22 protein-coding genes are annotated in these 23,528 nt (G+C 71.3%); 2 read left to right on the top strand and 20 right to left on the bottom strand.

Translation table 11 applies throughout. The annotated features are described in order from the left end of the window. Positions 1-166 precede the first annotated feature (166 nt). The 3 genes from efeB to efeU are packed head-to-tail and all read right to left on the bottom strand — an operon-like array spanning position 167 to position 3,529. Positions 167-1,444, bottom strand: a complete 1,278-nt coding sequence (gene efeB / locus GA0070619_RS01065; protein ID WP_088946318.1) for an iron uptake transporter deferrochelatase/peroxidase subunit — start codon at positions 1,442-1,444, stop codon at positions 167-169. 25 nt (positions 1,445-1,469) lie between these two features. Continuing rightward, positions 1,470-2,603, bottom strand: coding sequence for an iron uptake system protein EfeO (efeO, locus tag GA0070619_RS01060; RefSeq protein WP_088946317.1), 1,134 nt, complete (start codon positions 2,601-2,603; stop codon positions 1,470-1,472). Positions 2,604-2,626: 23 nt separating this feature from the next. After that, on the bottom strand, positions 2,627-3,529 hold the full coding sequence (efeU, locus tag GA0070619_RS01055) for an iron uptake transporter permease EfeU (RefSeq protein ID WP_231927219.1): 903 nt from the start codon (positions 3,527-3,529) through the stop codon (positions 2,627-2,629). A gap of 170 nt (positions 3,530-3,699) precedes the next feature. On the opposite strand from efeU, the gene GA0070619_RS32630 reads away from it, so the two are divergent. After that, positions 3,700-3,858: a hypothetical protein gene (locus tag GA0070619_RS32630; RefSeq protein WP_172861943.1), complete on the top strand. Its 159-nt coding sequence runs from the start codon at positions 3,700-3,702 to the stop codon at positions 3,856-3,858. A gap of 74 nt (positions 3,859-3,932) precedes the next feature. On the opposite strand, the gene ahcY is transcribed toward GA0070619_RS32630, so the two are convergent. From ahcY to GA0070619_RS00995, 13 genes are all read right to left on the bottom strand, one after another. Next, entirely contained in the window at positions 3,933-5,432 is a 1,500-nt protein-coding gene (gene ahcY, locus GA0070619_RS01050; protein WP_088946316.1) for an adenosylhomocysteinase, read from the bottom strand. A 278-nt stretch (positions 5,433-5,710) separates the two neighbouring features. Beyond that, positions 5,711-6,874: a mannose-6-phosphate isomerase, class I gene (manA, locus tag GA0070619_RS01045; protein WP_088946315.1), complete on the bottom strand. Its 1,164-nt coding sequence runs from the start codon at positions 6,872-6,874 to the stop codon at positions 5,711-5,713. Between the two features lie 3 nt (positions 6,875-6,877). Next, positions 6,878-7,867 carry a cation diffusion facilitator family transporter gene (locus GA0070619_RS01040; protein WP_088946314.1) on the bottom strand — a complete coding sequence of 330 codons (990 nt, stop codon included), beginning with the start codon at positions 7,865-7,867 and terminating at the stop codon, positions 6,878-6,880. Positions 7,868-7,934: 67 nt separating this feature from the next. Then, positions 7,935-9,131 (bottom strand): SIS domain-containing protein, encoded by a 1,197-nt coding sequence (locus tag GA0070619_RS01035; protein ID WP_088946313.1) that lies wholly within the window; start codon positions 9,129-9,131, stop codon positions 7,935-7,937. Beyond that, positions 9,128-9,313 (bottom strand): Trm112 family protein, encoded by a 186-nt coding sequence (locus tag GA0070619_RS01030; RefSeq protein ID WP_030490836.1) that lies wholly within the window; start codon positions 9,311-9,313, stop codon positions 9,128-9,130. The genes GA0070619_RS01035 and GA0070619_RS01030 overlap by 4 nt, the downstream gene beginning before the upstream one ends. A gap of 61 nt (positions 9,314-9,374) precedes the next feature. Then, entirely contained in the window at positions 9,375-10,760 is a 1,386-nt protein-coding gene (locus tag GA0070619_RS01025) for a phosphomannomutase/phosphoglucomutase (protein WP_088946312.1), read from the bottom strand. A gap of 70 nt (positions 10,761-10,830) precedes the next feature. Then, on the bottom strand, positions 10,831-11,889 hold the full coding sequence (locus GA0070619_RS01020; RefSeq protein WP_157743866.1) for a hypothetical protein: 1,059 nt from the start codon (positions 11,887-11,889) through the stop codon (positions 10,831-10,833). Between the two features lie 230 nt (positions 11,890-12,119). Further along, entirely contained in the window at positions 12,120-12,785 is a 666-nt protein-coding gene (gene nfi / locus GA0070619_RS01015) for a deoxyribonuclease V (RefSeq protein ID WP_231927533.1), read from the bottom strand. Positions 12,786-12,922: 137 nt separating this feature from the next. After that, positions 12,923-13,216: a hypothetical protein gene (locus GA0070619_RS01010; protein ID WP_088946310.1), complete on the bottom strand. Its 294-nt coding sequence runs from the start codon at positions 13,214-13,216 to the stop codon at positions 12,923-12,925. Between the two features lie 178 nt (positions 13,217-13,394). Further along, entirely contained in the window at positions 13,395-13,646 is a 252-nt protein-coding gene (locus GA0070619_RS32100) for a hypothetical protein (RefSeq protein ID WP_157743865.1), read from the bottom strand. A gap of 34 nt (positions 13,647-13,680) precedes the next feature. Beyond that, positions 13,681-17,817 carry a toxin glutamine deamidase domain-containing protein gene (locus GA0070619_RS01005; RefSeq protein WP_088946309.1) on the bottom strand — a complete coding sequence of 1,379 codons (4,137 nt, stop codon included), beginning with the start codon at positions 17,815-17,817 and terminating at the stop codon, positions 13,681-13,683. A 15-nt stretch (positions 17,818-17,832) separates the two neighbouring features. Next, on the bottom strand, positions 17,833-18,165 hold the full coding sequence (locus GA0070619_RS01000; protein ID WP_088946308.1) for a hypothetical protein: 333 nt from the start codon (positions 18,163-18,165) through the stop codon (positions 17,833-17,835). Next, entirely contained in the window at positions 18,162-18,584 is a 423-nt protein-coding gene (locus GA0070619_RS00995) for a YbaB/EbfC family nucleoid-associated protein (RefSeq protein WP_088946307.1), read from the bottom strand. Before GA0070619_RS00995 ends, GA0070619_RS01000 begins: the two co-directional genes overlap by 4 nt. 79 nt (positions 18,585-18,663) lie before the next feature. On the opposite strand from GA0070619_RS00995, the gene GA0070619_RS00990 reads away from it, so the two are divergent. Then, positions 18,664-19,905, top strand: a complete 1,242-nt coding sequence (locus tag GA0070619_RS00990; RefSeq protein ID WP_088946306.1) for an SUKH-3 domain-containing protein — start codon at positions 18,664-18,666, stop codon at positions 19,903-19,905. A 10-nt stretch (positions 19,906-19,915) separates the two neighbouring features. Here GA0070619_RS00990 and GA0070619_RS00985 read toward each other — a convergent pair whose 3' ends face one another. The 4 genes from GA0070619_RS00985 to GA0070619_RS00970 are packed head-to-tail and all read right to left on the bottom strand — an operon-like array spanning position 19,916 to position 23,472. Next, positions 19,916-20,587, bottom strand: a complete 672-nt coding sequence (locus GA0070619_RS00985; RefSeq protein WP_088946305.1) for an RlpA-like double-psi beta-barrel domain-containing protein — start codon at positions 20,585-20,587, stop codon at positions 19,916-19,918. 58 nt (positions 20,588-20,645) lie between these two features. Next, positions 20,646-21,323, bottom strand: coding sequence for a M15 family metallopeptidase (locus GA0070619_RS00980; protein WP_088946304.1), 678 nt, complete (start codon positions 21,321-21,323; stop codon positions 20,646-20,648). Continuing rightward, a complete protein-coding gene (locus tag GA0070619_RS00975; protein WP_088946303.1) occupies positions 21,320-22,450 on the bottom strand; it encodes a D-alanine--D-alanine ligase family protein in 1,131 nt (376 codons plus the stop codon). The genes GA0070619_RS00980 and GA0070619_RS00975 overlap by 4 nt, the downstream gene beginning before the upstream one ends. Then, a complete protein-coding gene (locus tag GA0070619_RS00970) occupies positions 22,447-23,472 on the bottom strand; it encodes a threonine ammonia-lyase (protein WP_088946302.1) in 1,026 nt (341 codons plus the stop codon). Before GA0070619_RS00970 ends, GA0070619_RS00975 begins: the two co-directional genes overlap by 4 nt. Positions 23,473-23,528: the final 56 nt, after the last annotated feature.

The following is a 23,528-nucleotide window of genomic DNA, read 5'->3' as shown; positions in this document are numbered from 1 at the left end:
CCTCATTCAGTTCGGTGGGACCGGCGTCTGCCGGTAGATGCGCCACGTGCTGCGGCGCCGGGCGCACGGATGGGTCCCGGGCCTGGCTGCCACCATGATCCCCCTTCGGCGCCGCCCGGCGCCACCGCAGCCCGGACCGATTCCGCTGTCGCCATCTCGACGACGGTCACCCGAAGAGGGCGCGCCCCCAGTGGTCGCCGCCGTCGCGTACCCCGGGTGGGCAGGCGAACACACCGCTGGAGACGTGCCGCAGGTATTCGTTCATCACGTCGTGCCGGGCCAACTGGGTCTGGATCGGCACGAACTGGCGGCGCGGATCGCGCTGGTAGGCGATGAAGAAGAGGCCCGCGTCGAGCCGGCCGAGGCCGTCCGAGCCGTCGACGAAGTTGTAGCCCCGGCGGAGCAACTGGGCGCCGCTGTTCCGGCTCGGGTGGGCCAGCGTGACGTGGGCATGCTCGGCGATCACCGGCTTGCCGTCCGTGCCGCGCGCCGCGAAGTCCGGCTCGTCGAACTCGTCGGCCCGACCGAGTGGGGCACCGCTGCCCTTGCTCCGGCCGACGATCTCCTCCTGCTCGGCGAGGGAGGTGCGGTCCCAGGTCTCCACGAGCATCCGGATCTTGCGGGTGACCAGGTACGAGCCCCCGGCCATCCAGTCCGGCCCGTCGCCCGGCTGCACCCACAACTGGTCGCGCAGCAGGTCGGTGTCCTCGGCCTTGAGGTTGGCCGTGCCGTCCTTGAAGCCGAACAGGTTGCGCGCGGTGGCCTGGTCGCGGGAGGTCGACGAGGTACGCCCGAAGCCGAGCTGCGACCAGCGGACGCTCACCACGCCCATGCCGAGCCGAGCCAGGTTACGGATTGCGTGCACCGCCACCTGCGGATCGTTGGCGCACGCCTGTACGCAGAGGTCGCCACCGGAGAGCTGCGGCTGCAACGCGTCACCCGGGAACTTCGGCAGCTCGGCCAGGGCCGCGGGCCGCCGGTCGGCGATGCCGAAACGGTCCCGGCCGTCGGAGTCGCGAAACAGCGTCGGCCCGAAGCCGATCGTCAGGGTGAGCTGCGAGGGGGGCAGCCCGAGCGCCTCGCCGGTGTCGTCCGGCGGGGCCTCCGGCATCCCGCCGACCGCGCCGAGGATCCCGGCGTCCCGCCCCGCGGTCATCCGGGCGGCGGCGGCCGTCCATTCCTCGAGCAACTCGATCAGCCGGGCCCGGTCCTTGGTGATCACGTCGAAGGCGACGAAGTGCAGCCGGTCCTGTGCCGGGGTGACGATGCCGGCCTGGTGCTCACCGTGGAACGGCACCGCCCCGGCCGGGTGGTCGCTCGCCGCGGCCGGGCCATGGGAGCCGTTCAGCAGTGCCCCCGCGCCGGCCGCCACTCCGGCGACCCCCGCCACCCCGGCGCCGGCCAGGGTGATCGCCCGGCGTCGGGTGAACCTGCTTCCGCTCATCGACTCGACTCCCTCTGCCATCCGGTCACTTCGCGACGGCCGCGGCGACCTTGCTGATCGGCTCGGCGAGCGCGTTGATCCCGTCGGAGAGCTCCTTGAGCTCGGCCTTGCTCAACGCGGTGTGCAGCTTCCACCCGTCGCCGTCGCGGTGCTTGCCGAGCAGCGCCTCCACGTTGGCGAACTCGGTGTCCAGCTGCGTGACCAGCTCCGGTGCGCGCTGCTGGAGCGCCGGGCGGAGGGCGGACACGGCGGCCTTCGAACCCTCCAGGTTGGCGGCGAAGTCCCACAGGTCGGTGTGCGAGTAGCGGTCCTCCTCGCCGGTGATCTTTCCGCTGGCCACCTCGTCGAGCAGTTCCTTCGCGCCGTTGGCGAGCTGGAGCGGGGAGAGCTTCTCGGCGTTGGCCTTGGCCACGATCTCCTTGACGTCGACCAGCAGCCGGTCGGCGATCGGGCCGTCCTTGCTGATGTCGCCGGACTGCCAGAGGTCCTTCTCGATCCGGTGGAAGCCGGTGAACTCCATCCCCTCCTCGATGACCTCCTCGCGGCCGTCGATCTTGGGGTCGAGGTCACCGAAGATCTCGGCCACCGGCTCGATCCGCTCCCAGTAGGTGCGGGCGACCGGGTAGAGCGCCTTGGACCTGACGACGTCGCCGGCCTTGACCGCGCCGACGAACTCCTCGGTCTTGTCGAGGAGCGCGGTGGTCTGGCTCTTGACGTAGCGCTGGTAGTTCTCGGTGGCGTCACCCAGCGCGGCGTCGGCGGTGAGCGGCTGCGCCGACCCGCTGACCTTGAGCGCGCCCCGGATGCCCTTGCCGCTCATCCCGGGCTTGCAGGCCGTCTGGTACGTGCCGGCCGGCAGCTCCACGTGCAGCTCACGGCTGAGCCCGGGGGCGATGTTCTCCACCTCGCCGAGCACGCGGTCGCCCTCGGCGTACACGTAGAACTCGGTCACCTTCGCGCCGGAGTTGGTGATCTTGAAGGTGGCGGTGCCGGCGCCCAGATCGGTAGTGCCGACCTCGCAGGCGGTGTCGCTGGCCTTGACCACGATCGGTCCGCCGGTCGCGGCCGAGTCACCCTTGTCGGAGTCGGAGCAGGCGGCCAGACCGGCCGTCGCCAGCACGCCGGCGGCGGCCAGCGCGAAGAACTGGGTGGTACGCATCTGAGCTGTCTCTCCTCGTGGAGTCAGGCACGCTGCGGCGTGGACGCCGCCTCGGCCTCGGCCTCGGTGCCGGTGTCGGCCCCGCGCTCGGTGACGGTGGTGGTCGCGGCGGGTGCCGGCGTACGCCGGGCAGGCCGCAGGAAGAGCAGGAGGACCGGTACGGCGTACCCGACCCAGGCGATGGTCTCCAGCACGGTGGGCGCGGGAGTCACGTTGAACATGCCGGCGAGCAGGGCGGCGTACCAGGTGCTCGGGTCGAGCGTGCTGGTGATGTCGAAGGCCAGGTCGTTCAGGCCGGGCAGGACGCCGGCCTCCTGGAAGTCGTGCACGCCGTACTTGAGGATGCCGGCGGCGACCAGGATCAGCAGCGCACCGGTCCAGGTGAAGAACTTGCTGAGGTTGATCCGCAGGGCGCTGGCGTAGAGCAGCACGCCGAGCACCACGGCGGTGACGATGCCGCCGATCAACGCGAGCAGCGGTCGACTGTCGCCGGCCGCGCCCTGGGCGGCCGAGTAGAAGATCAGTGCCGTCTCCAGGCCCTCGCGGATCACCGCGAGGAAGGCCATGCCGGCGACCGCGAGGGACCCGACGGCCAGCGCCTCGGTGAGCTTGCCCCGCAGCTCGCCGGCGATGGTCCGGGCAGCCCGGCGCATCCAGAAGATCATCCAGGTGACGAAGACGACGGCGGCGACGGAGGTGATCGCCTCGAACAGCTCCCGGTCCTCGGAACGGGCCAGCAGCGAGGTCGACGTGTACTCGATCAGCCAGCCGAAGAGCACCGAGAGCACGACGGCCAGACCGACGCCCGCCCAGACCTGGGGCAACCGGTCCCGACGCTGCGACTTCACCAGGAAGGCGACCAAAATGCTGACCACCAGGGTGGCCTCCAGGCCTTCCCGAAGGCCGATCAGGTAGGTGGCGAACATCCGGGCTCCGAGTTGATTAGGCACGCCTCAACTGACTTAGGGCAGGCATACCTTCCTCCCGCTCGGGGCTGGCGTCAAGTCGATCGCGACAAGCTCACTCGCCCTGTTGACCAGCCTCTTCGGCCTCGGGAGGGCGGGCCACCCCGGTCGACTGTGGGAGGATCCCCGCCGTGAAGGCATTCCTGCCGTGGCTGACGGTGCTGGCCGTTGTGCTGCTGCTCAGCGCGTTGCGCCTGCGGGCCCTGGCCACCGTGGTGTCGGTCGGCTGGCTGGCCTGGTGCGTCTGGACGTGGTTCCGCCCCACCCGCCGCGGCCCTCGGTCAGGCTGAGCCCGCCGGCCCTGATGCCGGAAACGACGAAACCGGGCCGGCTGCGAACAGCCGACCCGGTCCCGAATCGTCGATCAGTAGCGGTAGTGATCCGGCTTGAACGGACCCTCCGTGGAGACACCCAGGTACGCGGCCTGCTCCTTGGTGAGCGTGCTCAGCTTGGCGCCGAGCGCGCCCAGGTGCAGCCGGGCCACCTTCTCGTCCAGGTGCTTGGGCAGCACGTAGACGCCGATCGGGTATTCCTCGGTCTTGGTGAACAGCTCGATCTGGGCGATCGTCTGGTTCGCGAACGAGTTCGACATCACGAAGCTCGGGTGACCGGTGGCGTTGCCCAGGTTCAGCAGGCGGCCCTCGGAGAGCACGATGATCGCGTGCCCGTCGGCGAAGCGCCACAGGTCGACCTGCGGCTTGATGTTGACCCGCTCGACGTCGGAACGCTTGGCCAGACCGGCCATGTCGATCTCGTTGTCGAAGTGGCCGATGTTGCCGACGATGGCCTGGTGCTTCATCCGGGCCATGTGCTCGTTGGTGATGACGTCGAAGCAGCCGGTCGCGGTGATGAAGATGTCCGCCTGCTCGACCACGTCGTCCAGGGTGGCGACCTGGTAGCCGTCCATCGCGGCCTGCAACGCGCAGATCGGGTCGACCTCGGTCACCACGACCCGGGCGCCCTGGCCGCGCAGCGACTCGGCACACCCCTTGCCCACGTCGCCGTAGCCCATCACCACGGCCATCTTGCCGCCGATCAGCACGTCGGTGGCCCGGTTGAGGCCGTCGATCAGCGAGTGCCGGCAGCCGTACTTGTTGTCGAACTTGCTCTTGGTCACCGAGTCGTTGACGTTGATGGCCGGGAAGAGCAGGGTGCCCGCGCGGTGCATCTCGTAGAGCCGGTGCACGCCCGTGGTGGTCTCCTCGGTCACGCCCTTGATGCCGGCGGAGATCCGGGTCCAGCGCTGGTTGTCCTCGCCGAGCGAGCGGTGCAGCACCTCGAGGATGACGCCGTACTCCTCGGAGTCGGCGGACTCGACCGGCGGAACCGCCCCGGCCTTCTCGAACTCCGCACCCTTGTGCACGAGCAGGGTGGCGTCGCCGCCGTCGTCGAGGATCATGTTCGGGCCCTGCCCGTCCGGCCAGGCGAGCACCTGCTCGGTGCACCACCAGTATTCCGGGAGGGTCTCGCCCTTCCACGCGTACACCGGCACGCCCGCCGGAGCCTCTGGGGTGCCCTCCGGGCCGACGACGATCGCCGCGGCGGCGTGGTCCTGGGTGGAGAAGATGTTGCAGGACGCCCAGCGCACCTGCGCGCCGAGCGCGACCAGCGTCTCGATCAGGACGGCGGTCTGGATGGTCATGTGCAGTGAGCCGGTGATCCGCGCGCCGGCGAGGGGCTGCGCCTCGGCGAACTCCCGGCGAATCGACATCAGGCCGGGCATCTCGTGCTCGGCGAGCTGAATCTCCTTACGCCCGAACTCGGCGAGCGACAGATCCGCCACCTTGAAGTCGCCTTCGGCGAGCGTGCTCGGCCGGGCCTCGGACGGCGTACCGCTGGCGGACGCCGGGAGGGTGCTGGTCATGAAAGCTCCTGTCGAACGATGTCTGCGCCGACCTTCCACCTTACGCGCGCCAGCGACGGGCATCCGGGGACGGGCTGCGGACAGCGCACGGGGCGGTCGGTGATGGACGGATAACCGCCCACGTCCCGCCCGCCCCGTGCATCCCCCCGGTTTGGTTCCCCCGCACGTTCTCGGACCGTCGTCGCGATAACGCTGCGTACTCATAGAGTCACACTCAGGCAGGGCAGCGTCAAGCTATTCCGGGAAAGTCGGACTTGTGTCGTTGCCGGACGAGCCTGTCAGCGCAACCCAGAGGTCGCCACGTACGCCTCACCGGCACCGCTGACCCGCAACGGCTCGCCGGCCGCCGTGCCGATCGCCGCCTCACCGGACGCGAGCGTCACCGCACCGGCGCCATCGTCCACGGTGATCGAACCGCCACCGCAAAGCACCACCCGGGGACCGGGCAGCGTCAGCGTGACCGAGGGCACCTCCGCACCGACGCGTACCCGATGCAGCGCGAAGTCGTCCACCGGCACGGGCCAGCAATCCACACCCGGGCCCACCGGCTGGGCGGCCCGCACCGGATCGTCGAGCACCTCGAAACGCAGCACCCGCAGCAACTCGTCGACGTCCACCCGCTTCGGGGTCAGACCACCGCGCAGCACGTTGTCGCTTGCCGCCATGATCTCCACCCCGCAGCCGCTCAGGTAGGCGTGCAGGTTGCCGGCCGGCATCCAGATCCCCTCGCCCGCGACCAGTCGTAGGTGGTGCAGCAGCAGTGCCACCAGTGCACCCGGATCGGCCGGGTATGCCTTGGCCAGCCGGCGGACCAGGTCCGCGTCCGGGCCGTCGGCCGACGACGCCAGCACGGCGCCCAACAACTCGTCGCGCTGCTCGACCGGCCAGCCGAGCAGCGTCCGGACCGCCGTCTTCAGCCCCGCCGGCCCGGCCCGCAACGCCTCGACCACCGGCGCCAACTGCGGTACGCCGAACGCGGCGAGCGCCTCCGCCGACTCCGCCGGGTCCCGGAAACCGCACAGCGCCTCGAACGGCGTGAGCGCGACCAGCAACTCCGGTTTGTGGTGCGGGTCGGAGTAGTTGCGCTCCCCCTCGGGGCGCCCGGCCTGCGCCGCGAAGCCAGCCCGGGCCTGCTCGGCGTCCGGATGAGCCTGGAGGCTCAGCGGAGCGTCGGCCGCGAGGACCTTGAGCAGGAACGGCAGACGACTGCCGAACCGCTCGGACACCCGCTGGCCGAGCCACTGCCCCGGCTCGTCCCGCACCAGGTCACAGAGGCTCACCCGGAGGCCGGAACGGACCACGCTGGCCGGGGCGCCCGGGTGGGCGCCCAACCACAGCTCCGCCTCCGGACCCTCGCTGGGCACCGACCTCCCCTGGAGGAGAGCGATGGCCGAACGAGACCCCCAGGCGTAGTCGCGGATCGGTCCGTACAGTGGCTCCACCAGTCAGCCCCCGGACCGCTCGGCCTCTGGCTGCGGCGCGGCGGTGTCAGCAGCGGTGCCGGTGCCGGCTTCGGCGGCGGCGACGCTGTAGATGTCCGGCTCCAGGTAGATCACCCGGGCGGTCGGCACCGCGGCGCGGATCCGCGCCTCCACGGCGTTGATGCCACGGGCCAGGTCCTGGGCGCTCTCGCACGCCGGCACGCCGATCTTCGCGGCCACCATCAGCTCTTCCGGGCCCAGGTAGAGCGTCTTCATGTGGATGATCCGCTCCACCTCGGGGCCTTCGGTGACGGCGCGCTCGATGGCGGCGACGTCGGATGCCTCGGCACCCTCACCAAGCAGCAGACTCTTCGTCTCGATTGCCAGCACGATGGCGATGAGCACCAGCAGCACGCCGATCATCGCGGTGCCGGCGGCGTCCCACTCACCGTTGCCGGTGATCAGCGTCATGGTCACACCGAACAGCGCGAACACCAGACCGACCAGGGCGCCGAAGTCCTCCAGCAGCACCACCGGCAGCTCGGGCGCCTTGGCCCGGCGGATGAAGCGCACCCAGGACTGGTTGCCCCGGACGTGGTTGGACTCCTTGATGGCGGTCCGGAAGGAGAACGACTCCATGATGATCGCCGCCACCAGCACGACGATCGGCACCCATTGCCACTCGGTGATCCCGTGCGGATCCGACCACTTGTGGTACGCCTCGTACAGGGCGAACAGGCCACCGATGCTGAACAGCACGATGGACACGATGAACGCGTAGATGTAGCGCTCCCGGCCGTACCCGAACGGGTGCTCCGGGGTGGCCGCCCGCTTGGCCCGCTTGCCGCCGAGCAGCAGCAGTGCCTGGTTGCCGGAGTCGGCGACCGAGTGGACCGACTCGGCCAACATCGACGACGAGCTGGTCAGCAGGAACGCGACGAACTTGGTGATGGCGATGCCGACGTTTGCCAGCAGGGCGGCGACAATCGCCTTCGTCCCACCGTTGGCGCTCATGCCACCGCTCCGCTTCGACGTACGAAGCCAACCGGTCCGCGCATGATGCGCCGCCCATTGCGTTCGTTCACTGGTTCGACAGCTCCTTCATTTCGGTGATGGCCGGCACGGCCATCGGGTCCAGCCCATGGGCCAGGGCAAGGTAGATCGAGGCAAAATCCGGGACCGCGATCAGCGAGGCCAGCCGCTCCAACGCGGAGCCACCCTCGGCGGTCACCACGTCGCACCGCACGCCACGGCGCTCGGCGAGGGTCTGCACCGCGTCCGCGCGGCGCTCCTCGACGGCGAAGGGCTCGTCGGTGTCGTCCTCGGCGTTGAGCCCGCCGTCGCGCAACAACACCAACCGCAGTCGGGTGCCCTCGCCGTCGTCCTCGGCCGGGTCGGCGAAGATGTCCCGCTCCCCCTCGGCCAGACCGCCGAAGACGCCGTCGAGCAGCCCGACCCGACCCCGACCGGCCTCACCGAGCGCCCCGGTGACCACCGGGTAGCGGGCGTTGGCCGACAGGGTGTCGCCGAACCGGCGGGCGGCCACGGTGGCCAGTGGGGACGAGCCCCAGACGATCGGGATCGAGCCGGCCAGGGCCAGGGCCAGCGACTTCGCCGGGTTGACGAAGGACTCGGCGGCGGACCGGCAGCGGTCGGCATCCGCGTCGAGCCGGGCCGCGGTCTCCGCCAGGTCCGCCTCGTTGACCTTCACGAGCCCGAGGGAACGGGCCGCGAGCAGCACCGGCACGGTGAGCGCCCAGAGGCTGGCCCGGGCCGGAGCACGCCGGGGCACCGGAATGAACGGCGCCCGGGCCTGCTCGGCGATCGACTGCAACTGCGAGTCGGGGGCACCCACGGCGACCAGCCGGGCACCACGCCGGTGCGCCGCCTCGGCCGCGCCGAGCGCCTCCGGGCTACGACCGGACGCGCTCACCGCGATCACCACGTCGGCCGCGCCCACCCAACCGGGTACGCCGGCACTGCGGTGCCCGATGATCGGGACCGGGCAGCGCGGCCCGGCGACCGTGGCCAGCACGTCTCCGGTACGCCCCGCCGTGCCGATGCCGGCGATGACCACGGCTCGGGGCCGCCCGTCGTCGGCGAGCACCGCCAGGTTCGCCTCGGCAGCCAGTGCGGCGCTCTCGCGGACCTGCGCACCGGCCGACGCCGTGTGCCGGAGCATGCCGCCCGGGTCGTGCTCGGCCAGCGCCTCCGGGTTGTCGAGCAGGGCTTCATCGGCATCGCGACGTCCGCTGACCCCGGCCGTACCGTCGATCACGACGGCTGCCCGGGGCCGCCGCGCGCCTCGTCCAGCAACAGCACCGGCACGTCGTCGCGGACCTCGAAGATGCGACCGCACTCCGTGCAGGTCAACGTCTGCGCCTCGGCGTCGTAGGTGAGCGGGGCGTGGTGCGTGTCCGGACAGGCGAGAATCTCGAGCAACTGCGGATCCAGGGCCATGGCACGGCTCCTTCCACGTGTGCGGCTTCACCGGCGGCGGTGCCGACCGGCGCAGGCGATCTTATCGGCGAACGCGGTCCAGCACGTCGTCCCGGAGCGAGACCATCCGATCCCGGGTGGGCGCCTCGACGTTGAGCCGCAGCAGCGGCTCGGTGTTGGAGGCGCGCAGGTTGAACCACGCGCCGTCGGGGAATCGCAGGGTGAGACCGTCCATCTCGTCGGCCACCGCGTCCGGGTACGCGGCCCGCACCTCGGCCACCGCCGCCGCCTGGTCGGCCACCGTCGAGTTGATCTCGCCCGAGGCGACGTAACGCTCGAACTCGCCGGCCATCACGGACAGTGGCAGCGACTGCTCACCCAACGCGGCCAGCGTGTGCATCGCCGCGAGCATTCCGGTGTCGGCGAACCAGAAGTCACGGAAGTAGTAGTGCGCGGAGTGTTCGCCGCCGAAGACGGCATTGGTGCGGGCCATCTCCGCCTTGATGAAGGAGTGCCCGACCCGGGCGACGAGCGGCTGCCCCCCGTGCTCACGGATGATCTCCGCGACCGCGCTGGAGGTGATCAGACCGTGGATCACGGTGGAGCCCGGGTGCTTGGCCAGCTCACGTGCGGCGACGAGGGCGGTGATCGCCGACGGCGAGACCGGCTCGCCGCGCTCGTCCACCACGAAGCACCGGTCGGCGTCACCGTCGAAGGCCAGCCCGATGTCGGCACCGTGCTCGACCACCGCGCGCTGGAGGTCGACCAGGTTGGCCGGGTCCAGGGGGTTGGCCTCGTGGTTGGGGAAGCTGCCGTCCAGCTCGAAGTAGAGCGGCACGATCTCCAGCGGCAGCGGCGACAGGGCGGCGTCGCCCAGCACGGTGGGGACGGTGAAACCGCCCATCCCGTTACCGGCGTCCACGACGACCTTCAGCGGCCGGATGCCCGAGAGGTCGACCAGCTTGCGCAGGTAGGCGGCGTAGTCGGGGAGCATGTCACGTCGCTCGACCGGCTGGGTCGGCTCACCGGCCGGACGGGCCTCGCCCGAGTCAAGGAGGGCCTGGGCCCGGTCCCGGATCTCCGTCAGGCCGCTCTCCTGGCCGATCGGCCGGGCACCGGAGCGGCACATCTTGATGCCGTTGTACTGCGCGGGGTTGTGACTGGCGGTGAACATCGCACCGGGCAGGTCGAGCGAGCCGGAGGCGAAGTAGAGCAGGTCGGTGGAGGCGAGCCCGATCTCGATCACCGAGCGCCCCTCGGCCCGTACGCCGGCGGCGAACGCGGCGGCCAGCCCGGGCGAGGTGGCCCGCATGTCGTACCCGACGACAACCGCGTCGCCCGGCTCGTCGGTGGAGTTGAGCAGCTGGGTGAATGCGGCGCCCAGTGCCTCGGCGGCCCGCTCGTCCCACTGGTCCGGCACCGTCCCTCGGACGTCGTACGCCTTCACAATCTGGGACAGATCAGACACGTGTTCCGCTCCTTGGCCGCAAGTTGGACACCGGTCCTGAGCCTAACGGAGGGTTCGTGTCTCGCCCCGCTCAGCCCGGGAGCCGGGGAATGAAGACAGTGTGGCCGCCCTCGTCCGTCGGCGGGTCCCCGGGCAGCGGTCGAGTTCCGGGTGTCCCCGGCATCGGCTGCGTCGGCTCCGGGACCGCACCGGCACCGCCGGGGCGCGCACCGTAGACCCCACCGGTGGCGGGGCGCGGGGACGGCACGGCACCCCAGCCGGCGGCCGGTGGCTGCTGGCCGTACACCTGGCCGGGGCGACCGGGCGCGGCCGGCGACCCACCGCCGGCGCGGTAGGTGGTGCCGCCGGGGTTGCCCGGCAGCATCTCGGGCGACTGGTCGGACGGCTTGCGGTCCTGCCGCGAGCGACGCACCAGCAGCACGATGAGCAGCAGACCGACCGCGACCATCACGATGCCGAAGAACATCACCACCGAACCTCCTCCGGACGACTCCGCGGCAGTCGCCGTGGTGTTCGGGGCACTCGACACCACACCCGGGGCGGCCGGGTTCACCGCCTCGTCGACGGTCGCGACCTCGGACGGGCTGGGGGTGGGCGTCGGCTTCTTCGACGGCGTCGGCGACGGGGTGACCCGCGCGCCGGCCACCTTCGCCGTGTCGCTGCCCCGACCCAACTCCTGACCGATGGCGCTGACACCCGCGCCGCTGACGACGAGTTGACCACCCGGGACACCCGCGGCGAACGCCACCCGGTATCGCACGGTGATGCCCTTGCCCTTGCACAGGGTCGGCTTCGTCGGCGACGTCGGCACGGTGGCCACCGTGCCGCCGCCACCCGAGACGCCCACCGGCAACCAGCGCCCGCCCGCGTTGACCTCGACCTTCACCTGGCTTGGCTCAAGACCCTCAAGACGCAGACCCAGCGCGGTACGCAGCAGGACGCACCCATTGGTGCGCTTGCGCACCGCGACGTTCACCCCCTGCGGGGAACCGCCGGCGGCGAAGCTGCTGGCCGCACCCACCCGGACCGAGTCCTCGTCGGCCAGCGCCGGTGACGCACCGAGCATCACCAGGCCGCCCACCAGACCGCAGACCGCCGCGAGCTGTGCCGCGCGTCGACGCACCGTCATGATCACCTCGCCGTTCTCCCCGGGTGGGGTCCGCGGGTCAGGCTACTACCGGCCCACCTACCCCATCGGTCATAGAGCGGCCCGGATGTGTGCGGCGTTACGGTTTACGGCCCGGCCCGCCGACCTGCAAAGAAGGTCGGCGCGGGTCCGACCGGAGCGCGTTCCGACCGGCCCGCCGGGCGCGATCAGTCGGCGTGCTCGATGGGGTCGGTTCGGCGCGCTCGGCGCGGTCAGTCGGTCTGTTCGGCGATGGCGAGGGCGTCGCGGCTGAGTCGATCGGCGGTGCGGGTGGTCTCCGGCAGCCGGTAGCGCGGGGCCAGCGCGAGCACCTGCGCTGTCGCGTTCTCCAGGCTCATCCGATGCCCGACGCTGACGAAGACCGGCTTCACCCCGTCCTGGGTGCGCAACACCCGGCCGACGACGTCACCGCCGTCGCACAGCGGCGACCACGCACCCCGCTCGGCGGCCGGCGGATCCCACGTCCCGACCAGCGGCGTCTTCCCCACCCCGATCGCCGGCAACCCGGTGACCACGCCAAGGTGGCAGGCCAGCCCGAACCGTCGCGGATGGGCCAGACCGTGCCCGTCGCAGACCAGCAGGTCGGGCAGGACGCTCAGGCGGTCCAACGCGGTGAGCAGCGCGGGCAACTCACGAAAGGCGAACAACCCCGGCACGTAGTCGAACGCGGGCTCTCCCACGCTGACCGCGGAATCCACCACCTCCAACGTCGCGGCGTCCAGCACCGTCACGGCCGCCGCCAGGAGGTCACCACCCTGGCCGTACGCGACGTCCAGGCCGGCCACCGTCGCGGGCGCGCTGGGGCCCGGCCCGACCAGGTCGACCAATGGCCGCAACTCCTCCTGTACGGCCACCGCCTCCGCCACACTGCCCGGCACCACCACACGGCTCAGCGCCGCTAGCCCCAGCGCCGCTGCCCGCCCCGGCACCGCGCCCGGGCGTGATCCACTCGACTTCATGAAAATCGGGCTATCCGAAGGACCCGGATGCCCCGATTTCACCAAACCGGAGTCGATCACCCTCGGCGCGAGCCATCGGCGTGAGCCACGGTGGCGTCGTCAGTCGAGATGTTGCCCTGACCCGCGTCCGTGGAGCTGACCTCTCGCCCCGCCGCCCCGCCGACGGGGTCGCCACCGGTCCGACGTCTGGTCGCACCGAAGGTGACCGCGAAGACAACCCCGAGGGCGACACCGAAGGCCACCCCGCCCTTCGAACCGAAAACGGGAATGCCGACAGCCAGACCGATCATGATGCCGACCGGCCATGCCCAGAGGTTGGGCTTGGTGTTCTCCGTACCGGGTCTCGCCATGCGTCGATGTTATTCGGCTCTGCCACTTCCCCGCCCGCGCCGCCTGCCTTCCACGAACTGCCGCGCCACGTCAATGCGACCGGCGGCCTGCTCGCCGAGGCAGAGGTGCCGCAACACGTACGACAGAGTCAGCTCGCCCCCGCCTCGGTAGCCAGCGGTGCGATCACGCGTCTGCTCATCACTGACCAGGTGGCCACGGACCGCCGCCGCTGGTACCAGACGCGAACATGGCGCGGATGCCGTCCTCATCAGGCAGTGCGCTACCACCGCTGATTGCCTCGGCGACCCGCTCGGCCGTCACCCGATCGGCGGTTTCAAAGCGGTCACCGTTTCGATAGTCGTTGACGAAGCGCGCGACCAGATCAGGATCGAAGGCCCAACCTCCGGCGCGGTGATCCCAAAGAATTGCCTTTCCTGCACCCACATCCATCACGAAAAGCCCAGCCGGCCCTCCCGCTCTTTCGTCATTCCGGTAGATTACGTAATACGTCAACAATTTCTTTCTCCAACTTGACGGCGACGTCCCCTGCTACTGGAAAATCGTGAGAACTTAGCCCCAACTCCTGCACCACTTGCGGGAAGCTGACCCCTTGGCGGTCAAGCCACGATTGATACTTCTGCCAAGCATCCCCGTTTCGGCTCAACCACTTGGCGAAGCTTGCGTCCTTGGTCGGAAAGTGATCTTCCAAGTCGGATGGAACATGCTCTGACATCCGGCGCTCACGGTTCGTGGTAAGCATCCGCAGGAACGCCTGCACATGCTCCTCCGGCCTGCTCGAGGCACGGCGCAGGATCTCGTAGTCATCATGAGTCTCGACCCATGCTGCCCGCGAGTCGCTTGTGTGCAGTTGCAATTCGATGAGGAACCCGTCGGCAGATCGGAGAGTGCAGTTGAAGCCATAGAACCTGTTACCTGCCCGCCAGAAGTTCTTGAGTTCCGACCGTGGGACAGAAAAACCAGCTTCCACGAGGCCCTCAAGCACCAACTGGACAGCATGCCGATAGTTCTCCCGAGGTGGCATCTCGAACAAGAACCGCAGAACATCGTTCACCGTCTCCGAGAATTCCTCGACTCCGATGGCCAGACCCCGCGCCTCGTCAATGAACTTCCGCGCCAACGAATCCAGCCCTTTGACGCGAAAAGCGCGATCGCGCAACTGGATCGGCTCGTTGAGGCCCATAGCCTCAGTCACGTTCCGCCCGACCTGCGCCAGAGTCTCCTCGACTCGATCAGCGATCGCGAGTGCGCGAGCACGAAGATCCGTCAAACCCGCCAACTCGGCTGCGGTGAGCTGCGCCGACTCAACGCTTGGAGGATGGGGCTCAACCGCTTTGGCCACAGCGTCGCCCGGCGTGACCGGGTGCTGCACCGAGCCCGGGCCGTCCAGCAACAGGTACATCCGGTTGATGTACGGGTCACCGTGGCCGCCGTTGTCGTCCGTCGACGGATGGTCCGGCAGGTCGGGCCGCTCACTGAACCTGCCCCGGGGCAGCCCGCCGAGCGGCATCGGTCGCCCGTCCCCGCTCAGCACCAGCGCGTCGATGCCCACCACGTCGGGATACAGGGGACGGTCCTGGACCACCCCGTTCTGCGGGTCGACGTAGAGCACGGTGCCGTTCTGGTTGAGCGCCACCCAGGCGTGGGAACCGCCGTGCGGCCACTCGGTGACCACGAATGCGTAGCTGCCGTGGCCTCCCAACAGCAGTTGGTCGCGCAGGTTGCGGTAGCCCCGGTCGGCGGCCTGCCGTGCCTGCTCGGCGTACGGACGCTGGCCGGACGGCGGGGCGAGGAGTTGCTGGAAGCGCCCGCCGGTGACGTCCTCCACCCGGCCCGGGCCGCCTGCCTCGCCGCGGATCGGGCGCCGGATGTCCCCGTCCAGGTAGCCGTCGAAGGTACGTGGTGCCGACACTCGTGGCCGCCCGTGCACCCAGGTCTCGAACAATGACAGTGTGCAGTCCAGGCAGTTGATGCCTCGGGTGGCGTCGGCTGCGGGACCTCCGTCGTTCAGCAGTCGGAACCAGCCGCCCCGTCGGGGGTCGGCGGTGCGGGTGATGCTGCCGTCCCACTCGCGGGGCATCTGCCGTTCGACGTCGACCTGGTGCAGGGCGAGCGGTGGGCGCAGCCCTCCGGGCCGCCCATATGGCCGGGAATCGTCGATCGGCGGGGGCACGTCGTCGCCGGTGAGCCGGGACGGCCCGGCAGTCTCCACCGCGCCGAGCGCGAGCGCGCCGACGTCCCTGTTCGCGTGCTCGAAGGTGCCGGCGCCGAGATCCACGACCGGCGGCGCCGTGGTGCCGGCCAGCACCGCATCCGCGAGGTCACGCCATTGGGCGTACGCGCGTGTCTCGTCGTTCGCGGCCCGCTGCCAGCCGTCGGCCCACTGTCGGTGACCTGCTTGGTGCAACTGCCGGGCGTAGGTGGCGTACTCGACCGCCCGGCGATCGTGCTCCGCGGCCCGGGCGCGCAGTCGGGTGGCCTCCGCCTGCCGGCGGTTGTTCTCGAAGCCGATCCGTTGCGACTCGTAGTGGCCCTGGTAGCGCCGCCGCTCGGCGGCTTCCGCCTCGGCGGCCCACTGCGCCGCGTACCAGTCGTCGGGGTCGATCGCTGGCACGACCGGATCGCCGAACACCACCTCGACGGGGATCGACGCCCTGCCTCTGGCGGGATGGTCGGGTGGGCGCGCCTCCCGTGTCGGGGCGCGCGATGGCACGGCGGATCGGCCCACCACCGTCGGTGTGACCGACTGGCGGTTGGTCGTGCTTGGGCCACCGAAGGTGACCGGCGTTGTCGGGCCGACGGTGGTCGTCGGTGGTGACGCGCCGGTCGACGGAGACCACGTGACCGGGCCAGCGGTGGAGGTGTGCGGCGAACTGCCGGGCGTGACACCGGTGGCCGGTCCGCTGCTCGGCTCAAAGGTCCAGGCCACAGGTGCGGCCACCGGCGAGAACCGCGAATCGGTGCCCACCGACGAAAGCGTCGGATCAGCAGCCACCGACGAGAGCCTCGGATCAGCAGCCACCGACGAGAGCGTCGGGTCGGCCGCGACCGGATGTGCCGCGCCCGCCACCTTCGACAGGGGCCCATCCGTCGACGGCGTCGGCTCGGACGGGCGCAGCGAGCGGTCGGCGGCGTCCACGTCGGACACCACGCCTACCGAGGATGGTGACGACACGTGCAGCTCGGCAACCGCGGGCAGGTCGGAGGCGTCGACGGGCGGCAGATCGGTCACCCTTGACGGGTGAACGCCCGGCTCCGTCGGCATCTCGGCGCGTACCGGCGTCAGCTGGTCAGGTGAAGTGGCGGCGACTGCCGTCGCCTGCACCGGCACCACCGGCGACGAGATCTCCCCCGAAGGCACAGCACCCGACGCAGAAGGCACACCGCCAGAAGACGCCGCACCCCCGGAAGGCGCCCCACCTGAAGACGAGGCCGCGCCCGAAGAAGACGCCCCATCCAAAGACGAGGCCGCGCCCAGGAAAGCAGCCCCGCCCGAAGAGGACGCCGCCCCCGAGAGAGCCGAATCCCCCGACACCACCGCCGGCATGGACGGAAGCGACGGGCTGGCGAATGACGCCCCGGCGAGGGCGCTGGTCTGCGCGTCGAGTCGTGCCCGTAACGCGTGGTCGGTCTGGCCGGTCGCCGAGCCGGTGGCCCCGGACGCGGCAGCGCGTGCCACGTCCTCCACGGAGGTGAGGCCCTGGCCGGTGGCCAGGCTGGCAGCACTGTCGGCGAGCACCTCGCCGGTCATCTCCCGCCCCAGGTGCTCCCCGACCCGGGCCGCCCGCCCGGTGGCGTGCCGGCCCAGGCCGGCAAGTGGAGCCACGGCCCCGCCGGCGAGCCCGCCGACCGCCGATGCGCCGAGGTCGGTCATGTCCAGGCCGTGCGCCCGCCCGGTGGAGTTCTGGTACGCCTGGGTGGCCAGGGTGACGCCGCTCTCCTCGGCGGCCTCCTCCAACCCTCCACGGGTGGCCCGCTTGGCGAGCCCTCGCACGCCACCCCGGGTGACCTCCTTGGCGGCCCGTTCGCCGGCCTCCTTGAGCCCGTGTCTGAGGGACTTGCTGGCCAGTTGACCCATCAGCCGCTTGAAGATCTGCTGGATCAGCAGCCGGGTAGCGGTCATCGCCGCGCCGGCGGCGGGGGTTGCGGCACCGGCGGTCAGCACCGCCGCGACCGCCACCGAGAGCAACTCGATGACCAGGATGCCCAGCTCGATCCAGACTTCCAGCTTGGCGCCCTCGATGTCGCAGCCGCACTCCTCGACCAGCCGGCCCAGGTCGGCGGTGACCGCCAGCAGCACGGGGAGCGGGGCGTCGGCACCCTCGGCGATCCCCCGCCAGGCCGCCACGAACGCCGCGTCGACGGCCCCGACCCCGCCATACCCGTTGTGCACCTCGGCAGCGGCCGTGGCGGCGTCGGTGTGCGGGCCGGCAAGCACGGTGGCGACCTCGTACCACTGGTCGGCGACGTCCCAGACGGCCCGCTCGTTGCCCTCCGGCCACTGCACCCCGACCACCCAGTCCAGGGCCTCGTAGATCCAGCCCGGAACGTCCCAGGGTGCGTGGTCGAGGGGGTGCGGGATCGGGCTCGGCAGCACGCTCATCGGGATCGTCGGCCGTCAGCGCTGGTCGGTGACCCGACCGAACCGGGCGGCGCTGGCCCCGTCGGTCTGCACGCTCGCGTCGACCGCCCGGACCACGTCGCCGCCCAACTCGGTGAGCTGATGCCCGACGCCCGCCCAGGCCCGCAGCACGGTCTGCTCGATCGCGCGGTAGTTGCGCTCGAACGCGGCGCCGATGTCGTCGCGACCCCATGGCCGGGCACCGCTGGCGGCCTCGATCGCACCGCCTTCCGCTGCTCGACGGGCCGCGACCGCCTCGCCGGCGAGCGCCAGGTCGGCACCGCCCCGACGCGCCCGGGACGGATCGAGCCAGAGCTGCCCGTCGGTCATGCCGTCCCCTCACGCCTGCCGAGCACGGCGTCGGCCCGGCCGAGCAGGGCCGCGTAGTCACCGGTGCGCAGGAAGTCCATCGAGCCGGAGTTGGCCGGCACGGCCTCGGCGACGAGGTCGCGGGTGGCGTCGGCGGCGGCGGTCGCGGCGGCCCGAATCGTTTCGGTGATTTTTCGGCCGAGCGCCCCGGCGTCCCGCTCGCGGTAGACGGCCGGCGTCAGCTCGACCTCGATGACCTCGCCTCGGGCCCCCACCGTGGCGGTGACCTGCCCGTCGGCCGACCGGCGGGTCACTCGCAGCTCGGCGAGCCTCGCCTGCAGGGTGTCCAAACCGGACCTGAGCTGCTGATATTGCCCGTACACGTCGTCGAACCGGGCCCGTAGCTCGCGGTTGGCGTGTCGGTCCACATGTTCGCTCACCGCCGCCCCTCCCGTCACCGTCGGTAGAGCAGCACCATACCGGCTGCCATCGATCCGTGTAGTCCGGTAGTTTCAGTGCGTGATCGACCGTCAACAGGCCGAGCAGCTCGCGGCCACCTGGGCCCGCCGCGACTCGCAGCGCCTCGGGCACGAGTGCACAGCGATGGTCGACGAGTTCGACCTTGGCTTCGTCATCACGTCGGTCGTGCCCACCGAGGTGCGTACGGTCCCGGGGGACCTGCCGACGACGGTCATCGACAAGCAGACCGGCAAGGTCACCACCTGGCCGCGGGTGCCGAGCGACGTGGTGGCGGATCTGTACCGACGCAGCCGTCCCACCGGGCCGGCCTCTCCCCGCACCGTCGACCCGTCAAGTCTGCTGGCCCGGGAGATCCACCGGGCAGCCACCCCGAACACCGCCGCCCATCTGGCGCTCGACGGGCGGATCTGGACCGCCCAGGGCACCAGGGCCGACGTCCCGCTCAACCATCACCCGCTGGTCCGCGACTACCTGGACCAGCTACCCCCTGGCGACCTGGTCCGGGGCGGGGAGTCGCACGCCGAGCTGATCGTGGTCTCCGACGTCCTGCACGAGTACGACCACCGCCGGGCCGCCGAGGGCATCGCGCCGATGGGTCGGGCCGAGGCGGCGGCGTTGCTGGAGGGCGCCCGGTTCGAGATCTTCCGGCTCCGGGAGCCGGGTGATCCGGCTGGTGGCCCCGCCGAGCTGCCCTGCGACTCGTGCATCACCTTCCTGGTGCGCGCCAACGTCCTGCCGGAGTCGGCTCGGGCGTACACCGAACCCTGGCGTGCGCCGGCGGCAACCGACCCCGATCCTGGGCGCTTCCCGGCGGAGGTCGCCAACGCGCTGGTCGCGGCCGGGTGGCGACCGCACATCGGGGACCAGATCATGGCCGCCGCGGCCGTGCGGGACGTCACCGCCGTGTCGGGGCTGACCCATCAGCACACGGTCTTTCCCGCGGCCGTGGAGGCGCTGACCGCGTTTCCCAGCCTGGTCGGCGCGCGGCGCGGGCGGGGCGAGCAGGTGTGGATCTCCCGTTTCGACATCCGCCCGCACACCATCGCCCACACCGCCGACACCCTCGCGGACTTCGGCGCTGTCCTCGGCGTACGCCTCTTTCCGATCGGCACCGAGCAGCAGGACAGCATCCTCGCGGTGGACGAGCGTGGCCGGGTCTTCGCGCTCGATCAGGCCGGCGAGTGGTTCCTCGGCGACTCCATCGACAGCGCGTTGACGACTCTGCTGCTGGGCCGCGCACCGGCCCGGGTCCGCGACGACGGCACCTGGCAGGCCGACTGAGGCTGGAGCGTCAGCGGATGACCTCGACCGTGTTGCGGCGGATGAGGTTCTTGCCCGGCTCCCGGATCTGCGCCATCGCGGCGTCGTTGAGCAGCACACAACTGCCCGACGGGCCGGTCACCGTCACCGTCGTCACCCGGTTGTTGTCCAGGTTGGTCACGCGCAGCCGGGTGCCCACCGGGAACTGTCCACTGGTCGCCGCCGGTGCTCCAACCTCGGCGAAGAAGGTGATCGGCCCCGAGCAGACCGAGCTGGGTGCCGGGCCGGGTGCGCCGGGAGACGCAACGCCGGGACGGACCGTGCCGGCAGGTGGCTGCCCGACCGGCGCCGCTCCGTCCAGCCGCTCCACCACGTTGCGGCGGATCACGTTCTTGCCCGGCTCCCGGACCAGCTCCATGGCGGCGGCGTTGAGCAGCACACAGCTACCCGACGGGCCGGTCACCGTCACCGTGGCAGCCCGGTTGTTGTCCAGGTTGGTCACCCGCAACCGGGTACCCACCGGGAAACGGTCGCTGGTGGCCGCTGGCGCACCGCCCTCCGCCGAGAACGTGACCGAGCCGGAGCAGACGGACGACCGTGCCGGGGTGGTGCCGGCGAACCCGAAGCTGGTCCCCACCGCCACACCCGCGGCGGCGACGACCGCCACGGTCGCCGCCAGCACGTGCCTGCGCTGCACCCTCATCGCCGTCACTCCCGTCCTCGGTGGTGTCCTTCACTCACCTGGTACGGACGGGAGCGCCCTACCGTTCAGCCGGGACGGGTATCGATCGTGCGGCGGCCAGGTCCACCGGCCCGTACCGGGTGCGCGGCGCACCGGTGATCAGCGCCCAGTAACGGTCCCCGTACGACCAGTGCCACCACTCGGTCGGGTAGTTCACCATCCCCGCGCCGCCGAGAGCGTCCACCAGGATCCGCCGGTGTCGGCGGGCGGTGCGACCGATCGTGGGTGCGTCGGTGAAGCAGGCGTCTGCACTGTCCTCCGGGGTCGCGTCGATAGCCGTGCCCAGGTCCAGCTCCACCCCGTCGTCGGTGCACAGGGTCACGTCGACCGCCCCGCCGGTGCTGTGCGGGGCCACGTCGACCGGCGAGACGAACTTGGTGGTCTCCCGGTGCAGTCGCTGCGGGGGCCAGTCCGGGTGCCGTCGGCGCAGCTCGTCCCGGTAGCCGGTGAAGATGGCCAACTGCGCCTGGTACGGGCGGTAACCCTCGACGACCAGCAGGCGCATGCCGGCGGGCAGGAAACGCTGCGCGGCCAGCAGGCGGTCCACGACTCCCGCGCGCAGCCTGGCGTACGCCCCGGCGGGGTCGGTCGCGCGGCCGTCGAGGCGCAGCTCCGGCAGCGCACGCAGGTCCACCAGCGGGTCGCCGTCGTCGGAGCTGGGCACGGCCGCCACCCGGGGATCGGAGAGCAGGATCATCGGGCGTTCCCCACCGGGGTCGACGGCCGTTCCGCGTGCCGGACACGGGCCAGCTCGACGAGGCGGTCCACCACCTCCCGGTAGGCGACGCCGACGGCCGCCCACACCTTCGGGTACATCGAGTGCGCGGTGAAGCCAGGCATGGTGTTCAGCTCGTTGACGTACACCTCACCGGTCGTCTCGTCGTAGAAGAAGTCCACCCGGGCCAGGCCCCAACCGCCGATCGCGGCGAACGCGCGCAGCGACAGCTCCCGAACCCGCGCGGTCACCTCGTCCGGCAGCGAGGCGGGGACGATCATCGGATCGCTGTCGCCGAAGTACTTCTGCTGATAGTCGAACCATCCGCCGGCGACGCGTACCTCGCCCACCGCCGACGCCTCGGGGCGCCAGCCACCGAGGACCGCGCACTCCAGCTCCCTGCCGGTGACCCCCTGCTCGACCATGACGAGCTGGTCGTGGCGCAGCGCCTCCTCCACGGCGGCGGCCAGGTCGTCACCCTCACCGACGCGGGAGATGCCGATCGACGAACCCATGCTGGCCGGCTTCACGAAGAGCGGCCGGCGCAGCCCGACGACCAGCTTCTCCGGGTCGTCGACGGCCCGGTAGGTGTGCGCGTCGAACGCGACGTACGGGGTGACCGGAACGGCCTCGGCGCGCAACGCCCGCTTCATCGCCACCTTGTTCATGCCGACTGCCGAGGCGAGGATGCCGCACCCCACGTACGGCACGTTCAGCGCCTCCAACAGCCCCTGCACCACACCGTCCTCACCGAACGGGCCGTGCAGCACCGGGAAGACCACGTCCAGCTCGGCGTGCACCGCGCCGGGGGCGTTGCCGGCGCACACCTGCACGACGCCGGGACGCGGACCGGCCCGCAGCTCGACCGACGGCCCGGACACCACCAGGCGGTCGTCGATGGCCCGCGCACCGGCCGGCCGGTCGCGCAGCTCGGCCAGCAGCGCGTCGGGCAGCAGCCGAAACCCGCCGCTGCGGGTGACACCGATGGCGACAGTGCGGTAGCCGCCGCCGGCGAGCGCCCGGGCCACGCCGAGCGCGGACGCGCAGGACACCTCGTGCTCCGCCGACGGTCCACCGAACAGGATTCCGATCCGAACAGGCGCGCTCACGCCGCCATCCCCTCGACAGTCGTCACCGCGGCGGACCGCTGGGTGGACAACCGGGCCACCACTGATGCCTCCACGTTCCCGCCGGTCAGCACCACGCCGACCGTCCGCCGCCGACCGGGACCCACGCGCTCGTCACCGGCCAGCTGGAGCGCGCCGGCCAGGCCGGCCGCACCGGACGGCTCGGCGAGCACCTTGAGCTCCATCAGGATCAGCCGGAACGCCGCCCCGATCTCGTCGTCGTCGACCCGGACGACCCCGCGCAGCACGTCGCGCACGATGGCGAACGGCAGCTCACCCACACAGGACGGCCGCAGCCCGTCCGCGATCGTGGGCGCCGGTGCGACCGGGACGCGAACACCTGCCGCCAGGCTGCGGGCGAGCGAGTCACAACCGACAGGTTCCACGCCGTACACCTCGATGCCCCTGCCGGCGGCGGCCAGGCACGCGCCGGCCACCCCGCCACCACCACCGACCGGTACGACCAGCGCGTCCAGCGGTGTGCCCGCGCGCTCGGCCTCCTCGATCAGCTCCAGGCTGGCCGTGCCCTGCCCGGCGATGACGTCCGGGTGGTCGTACGCGTCGACGACCGGGTGACCGCTCTCGTCGCTGAGCCCGTCGACCACCGCCACCCGCTCCGCGACGTCGGTGCCGGCGAGCACCACCCGCGCCCCCGCCGCGCGGGCCCGGTCGACCTTCGTCGACGCCGCGTCGACCGGCAGCACCACGGTGGCCGTGAGCCCGTGCTCCCGGGCCGCCAACGCCACCGCTATCGCGTGGTTGCCGGTGCTCTGCGCGATCACCCCGGTGTGGCCGGAGGCGGCGAGCCGGCTGACCGCCCGCAGCGCGCCCCGCATCTTGTACGAGCCGCCGTTCTGGAGGTTCTCGGCCTTGAGCAGGATCCGGGCCCCGGCCAGACCGTCGATCACCGGGGACCGCAGCACGGGTGTGCGGACCACCCGGCCGGCCAGCCAGCGGGCGGCCTCCTCGACATCGGCCCGAACCTGGCCAACGGTGTGTGACATCGTCTTTCTCCTTTCGGGCACACCACAGGCGGGATCCAGCGGTAGGCGGGACCCCG

Origin of the sequence: Micromonospora zamorensis, from assembly GCF_900090275.1 — a bacterium.
GTDB classification, from domain to species: Bacteria; Actinomycetota; Actinomycetes; order Mycobacteriales; family Micromonosporaceae; genus Micromonospora; species Micromonospora zamorensis.
The sequence above is the reverse complement of the archived record's forward strand: the minus strand, read 5'-3'. Positions and strand labels throughout refer to the sequence as shown.

Bases quoted from the DNA above. Each gene is read 5' to 3' on its own strand.
- efeB (WP_088946318.1), bottom strand. From the start codon at position 1,444: ATGAGCGGAAGCAGGTTCACCCGACGCCGGGCGATCACCCTGGCCGGC.
- efeO (WP_088946317.1), bottom strand. From the start codon at position 2,603: ATGCGTACCACCCAGTTCTTCGCGCTGGCCGCCGCCGGCGTGCTGGCG.
- efeU (WP_231927219.1), bottom strand. From the start codon at position 3,529: ATGTTCGCCACCTACCTGATCGGCCTTCGGGAAGGCCTGGAGGCCACC.
- ahcY (WP_088946316.1), bottom strand. From the start codon at position 5,432: ATGACCAGCACCCTCCCGGCGTCCGCCAGCGGTACGCCGTCCGAGGCC.
- GA0070619_RS01040 (WP_088946314.1), bottom strand. From the start codon at position 7,867: ATGAGCGCCAACGGTGGGACGAAGGCGATTGTCGCCGCCCTGCTGGCA.
- GA0070619_RS01030 (WP_030490836.1), bottom strand. From the start codon at position 9,313: ATGGCCCTGGATCCGCAGTTGCTCGAGATTCTCGCCTGTCCGGACACG.
- GA0070619_RS01020 (WP_157743866.1), bottom strand. From the start codon at position 11,889: ATGACGGTGCGTCGACGCGCGGCACAGCTCGCGGCGGTCTGCGGTCTG.
- GA0070619_RS01010 (WP_088946310.1), bottom strand. From the start codon at position 13,216: ATGGCGAGACCCGGTACGGAGAACACCAAGCCCAACCTCTGGGCATGG.
- GA0070619_RS32100 (WP_157743865.1), bottom strand. From the start codon at position 13,646: ATGGATGTGGGTGCAGGAAAGGCAATTCTTTGGGATCACCGCGCCGGA.
- GA0070619_RS01005 (WP_088946309.1), bottom strand. From the start codon at position 17,817: ATGAGCGTGCTGCCGAGCCCGATCCCGCACCCCCTCGACCACGCACCC.
- GA0070619_RS01000 (WP_088946308.1), bottom strand. From the start codon at position 18,165: ATGACCGACGGGCAGCTCTGGCTCGATCCGTCCCGGGCGCGTCGGGGC.
- GA0070619_RS00985 (WP_088946305.1), bottom strand. From the start codon at position 20,587: ATGAGGGTGCAGCGCAGGCACGTGCTGGCGGCGACCGTGGCGGTCGTC.
- GA0070619_RS00980 (WP_088946304.1), bottom strand. From the start codon at position 21,323: ATGATCCTGCTCTCCGATCCCCGGGTGGCGGCCGTGCCCAGCTCCGAC.
- GA0070619_RS00970 (WP_088946302.1), bottom strand. From the start codon at position 23,472: ATGTCACACACCGTTGGCCAGGTTCGGGCCGATGTCGAGGAGGCCGCC.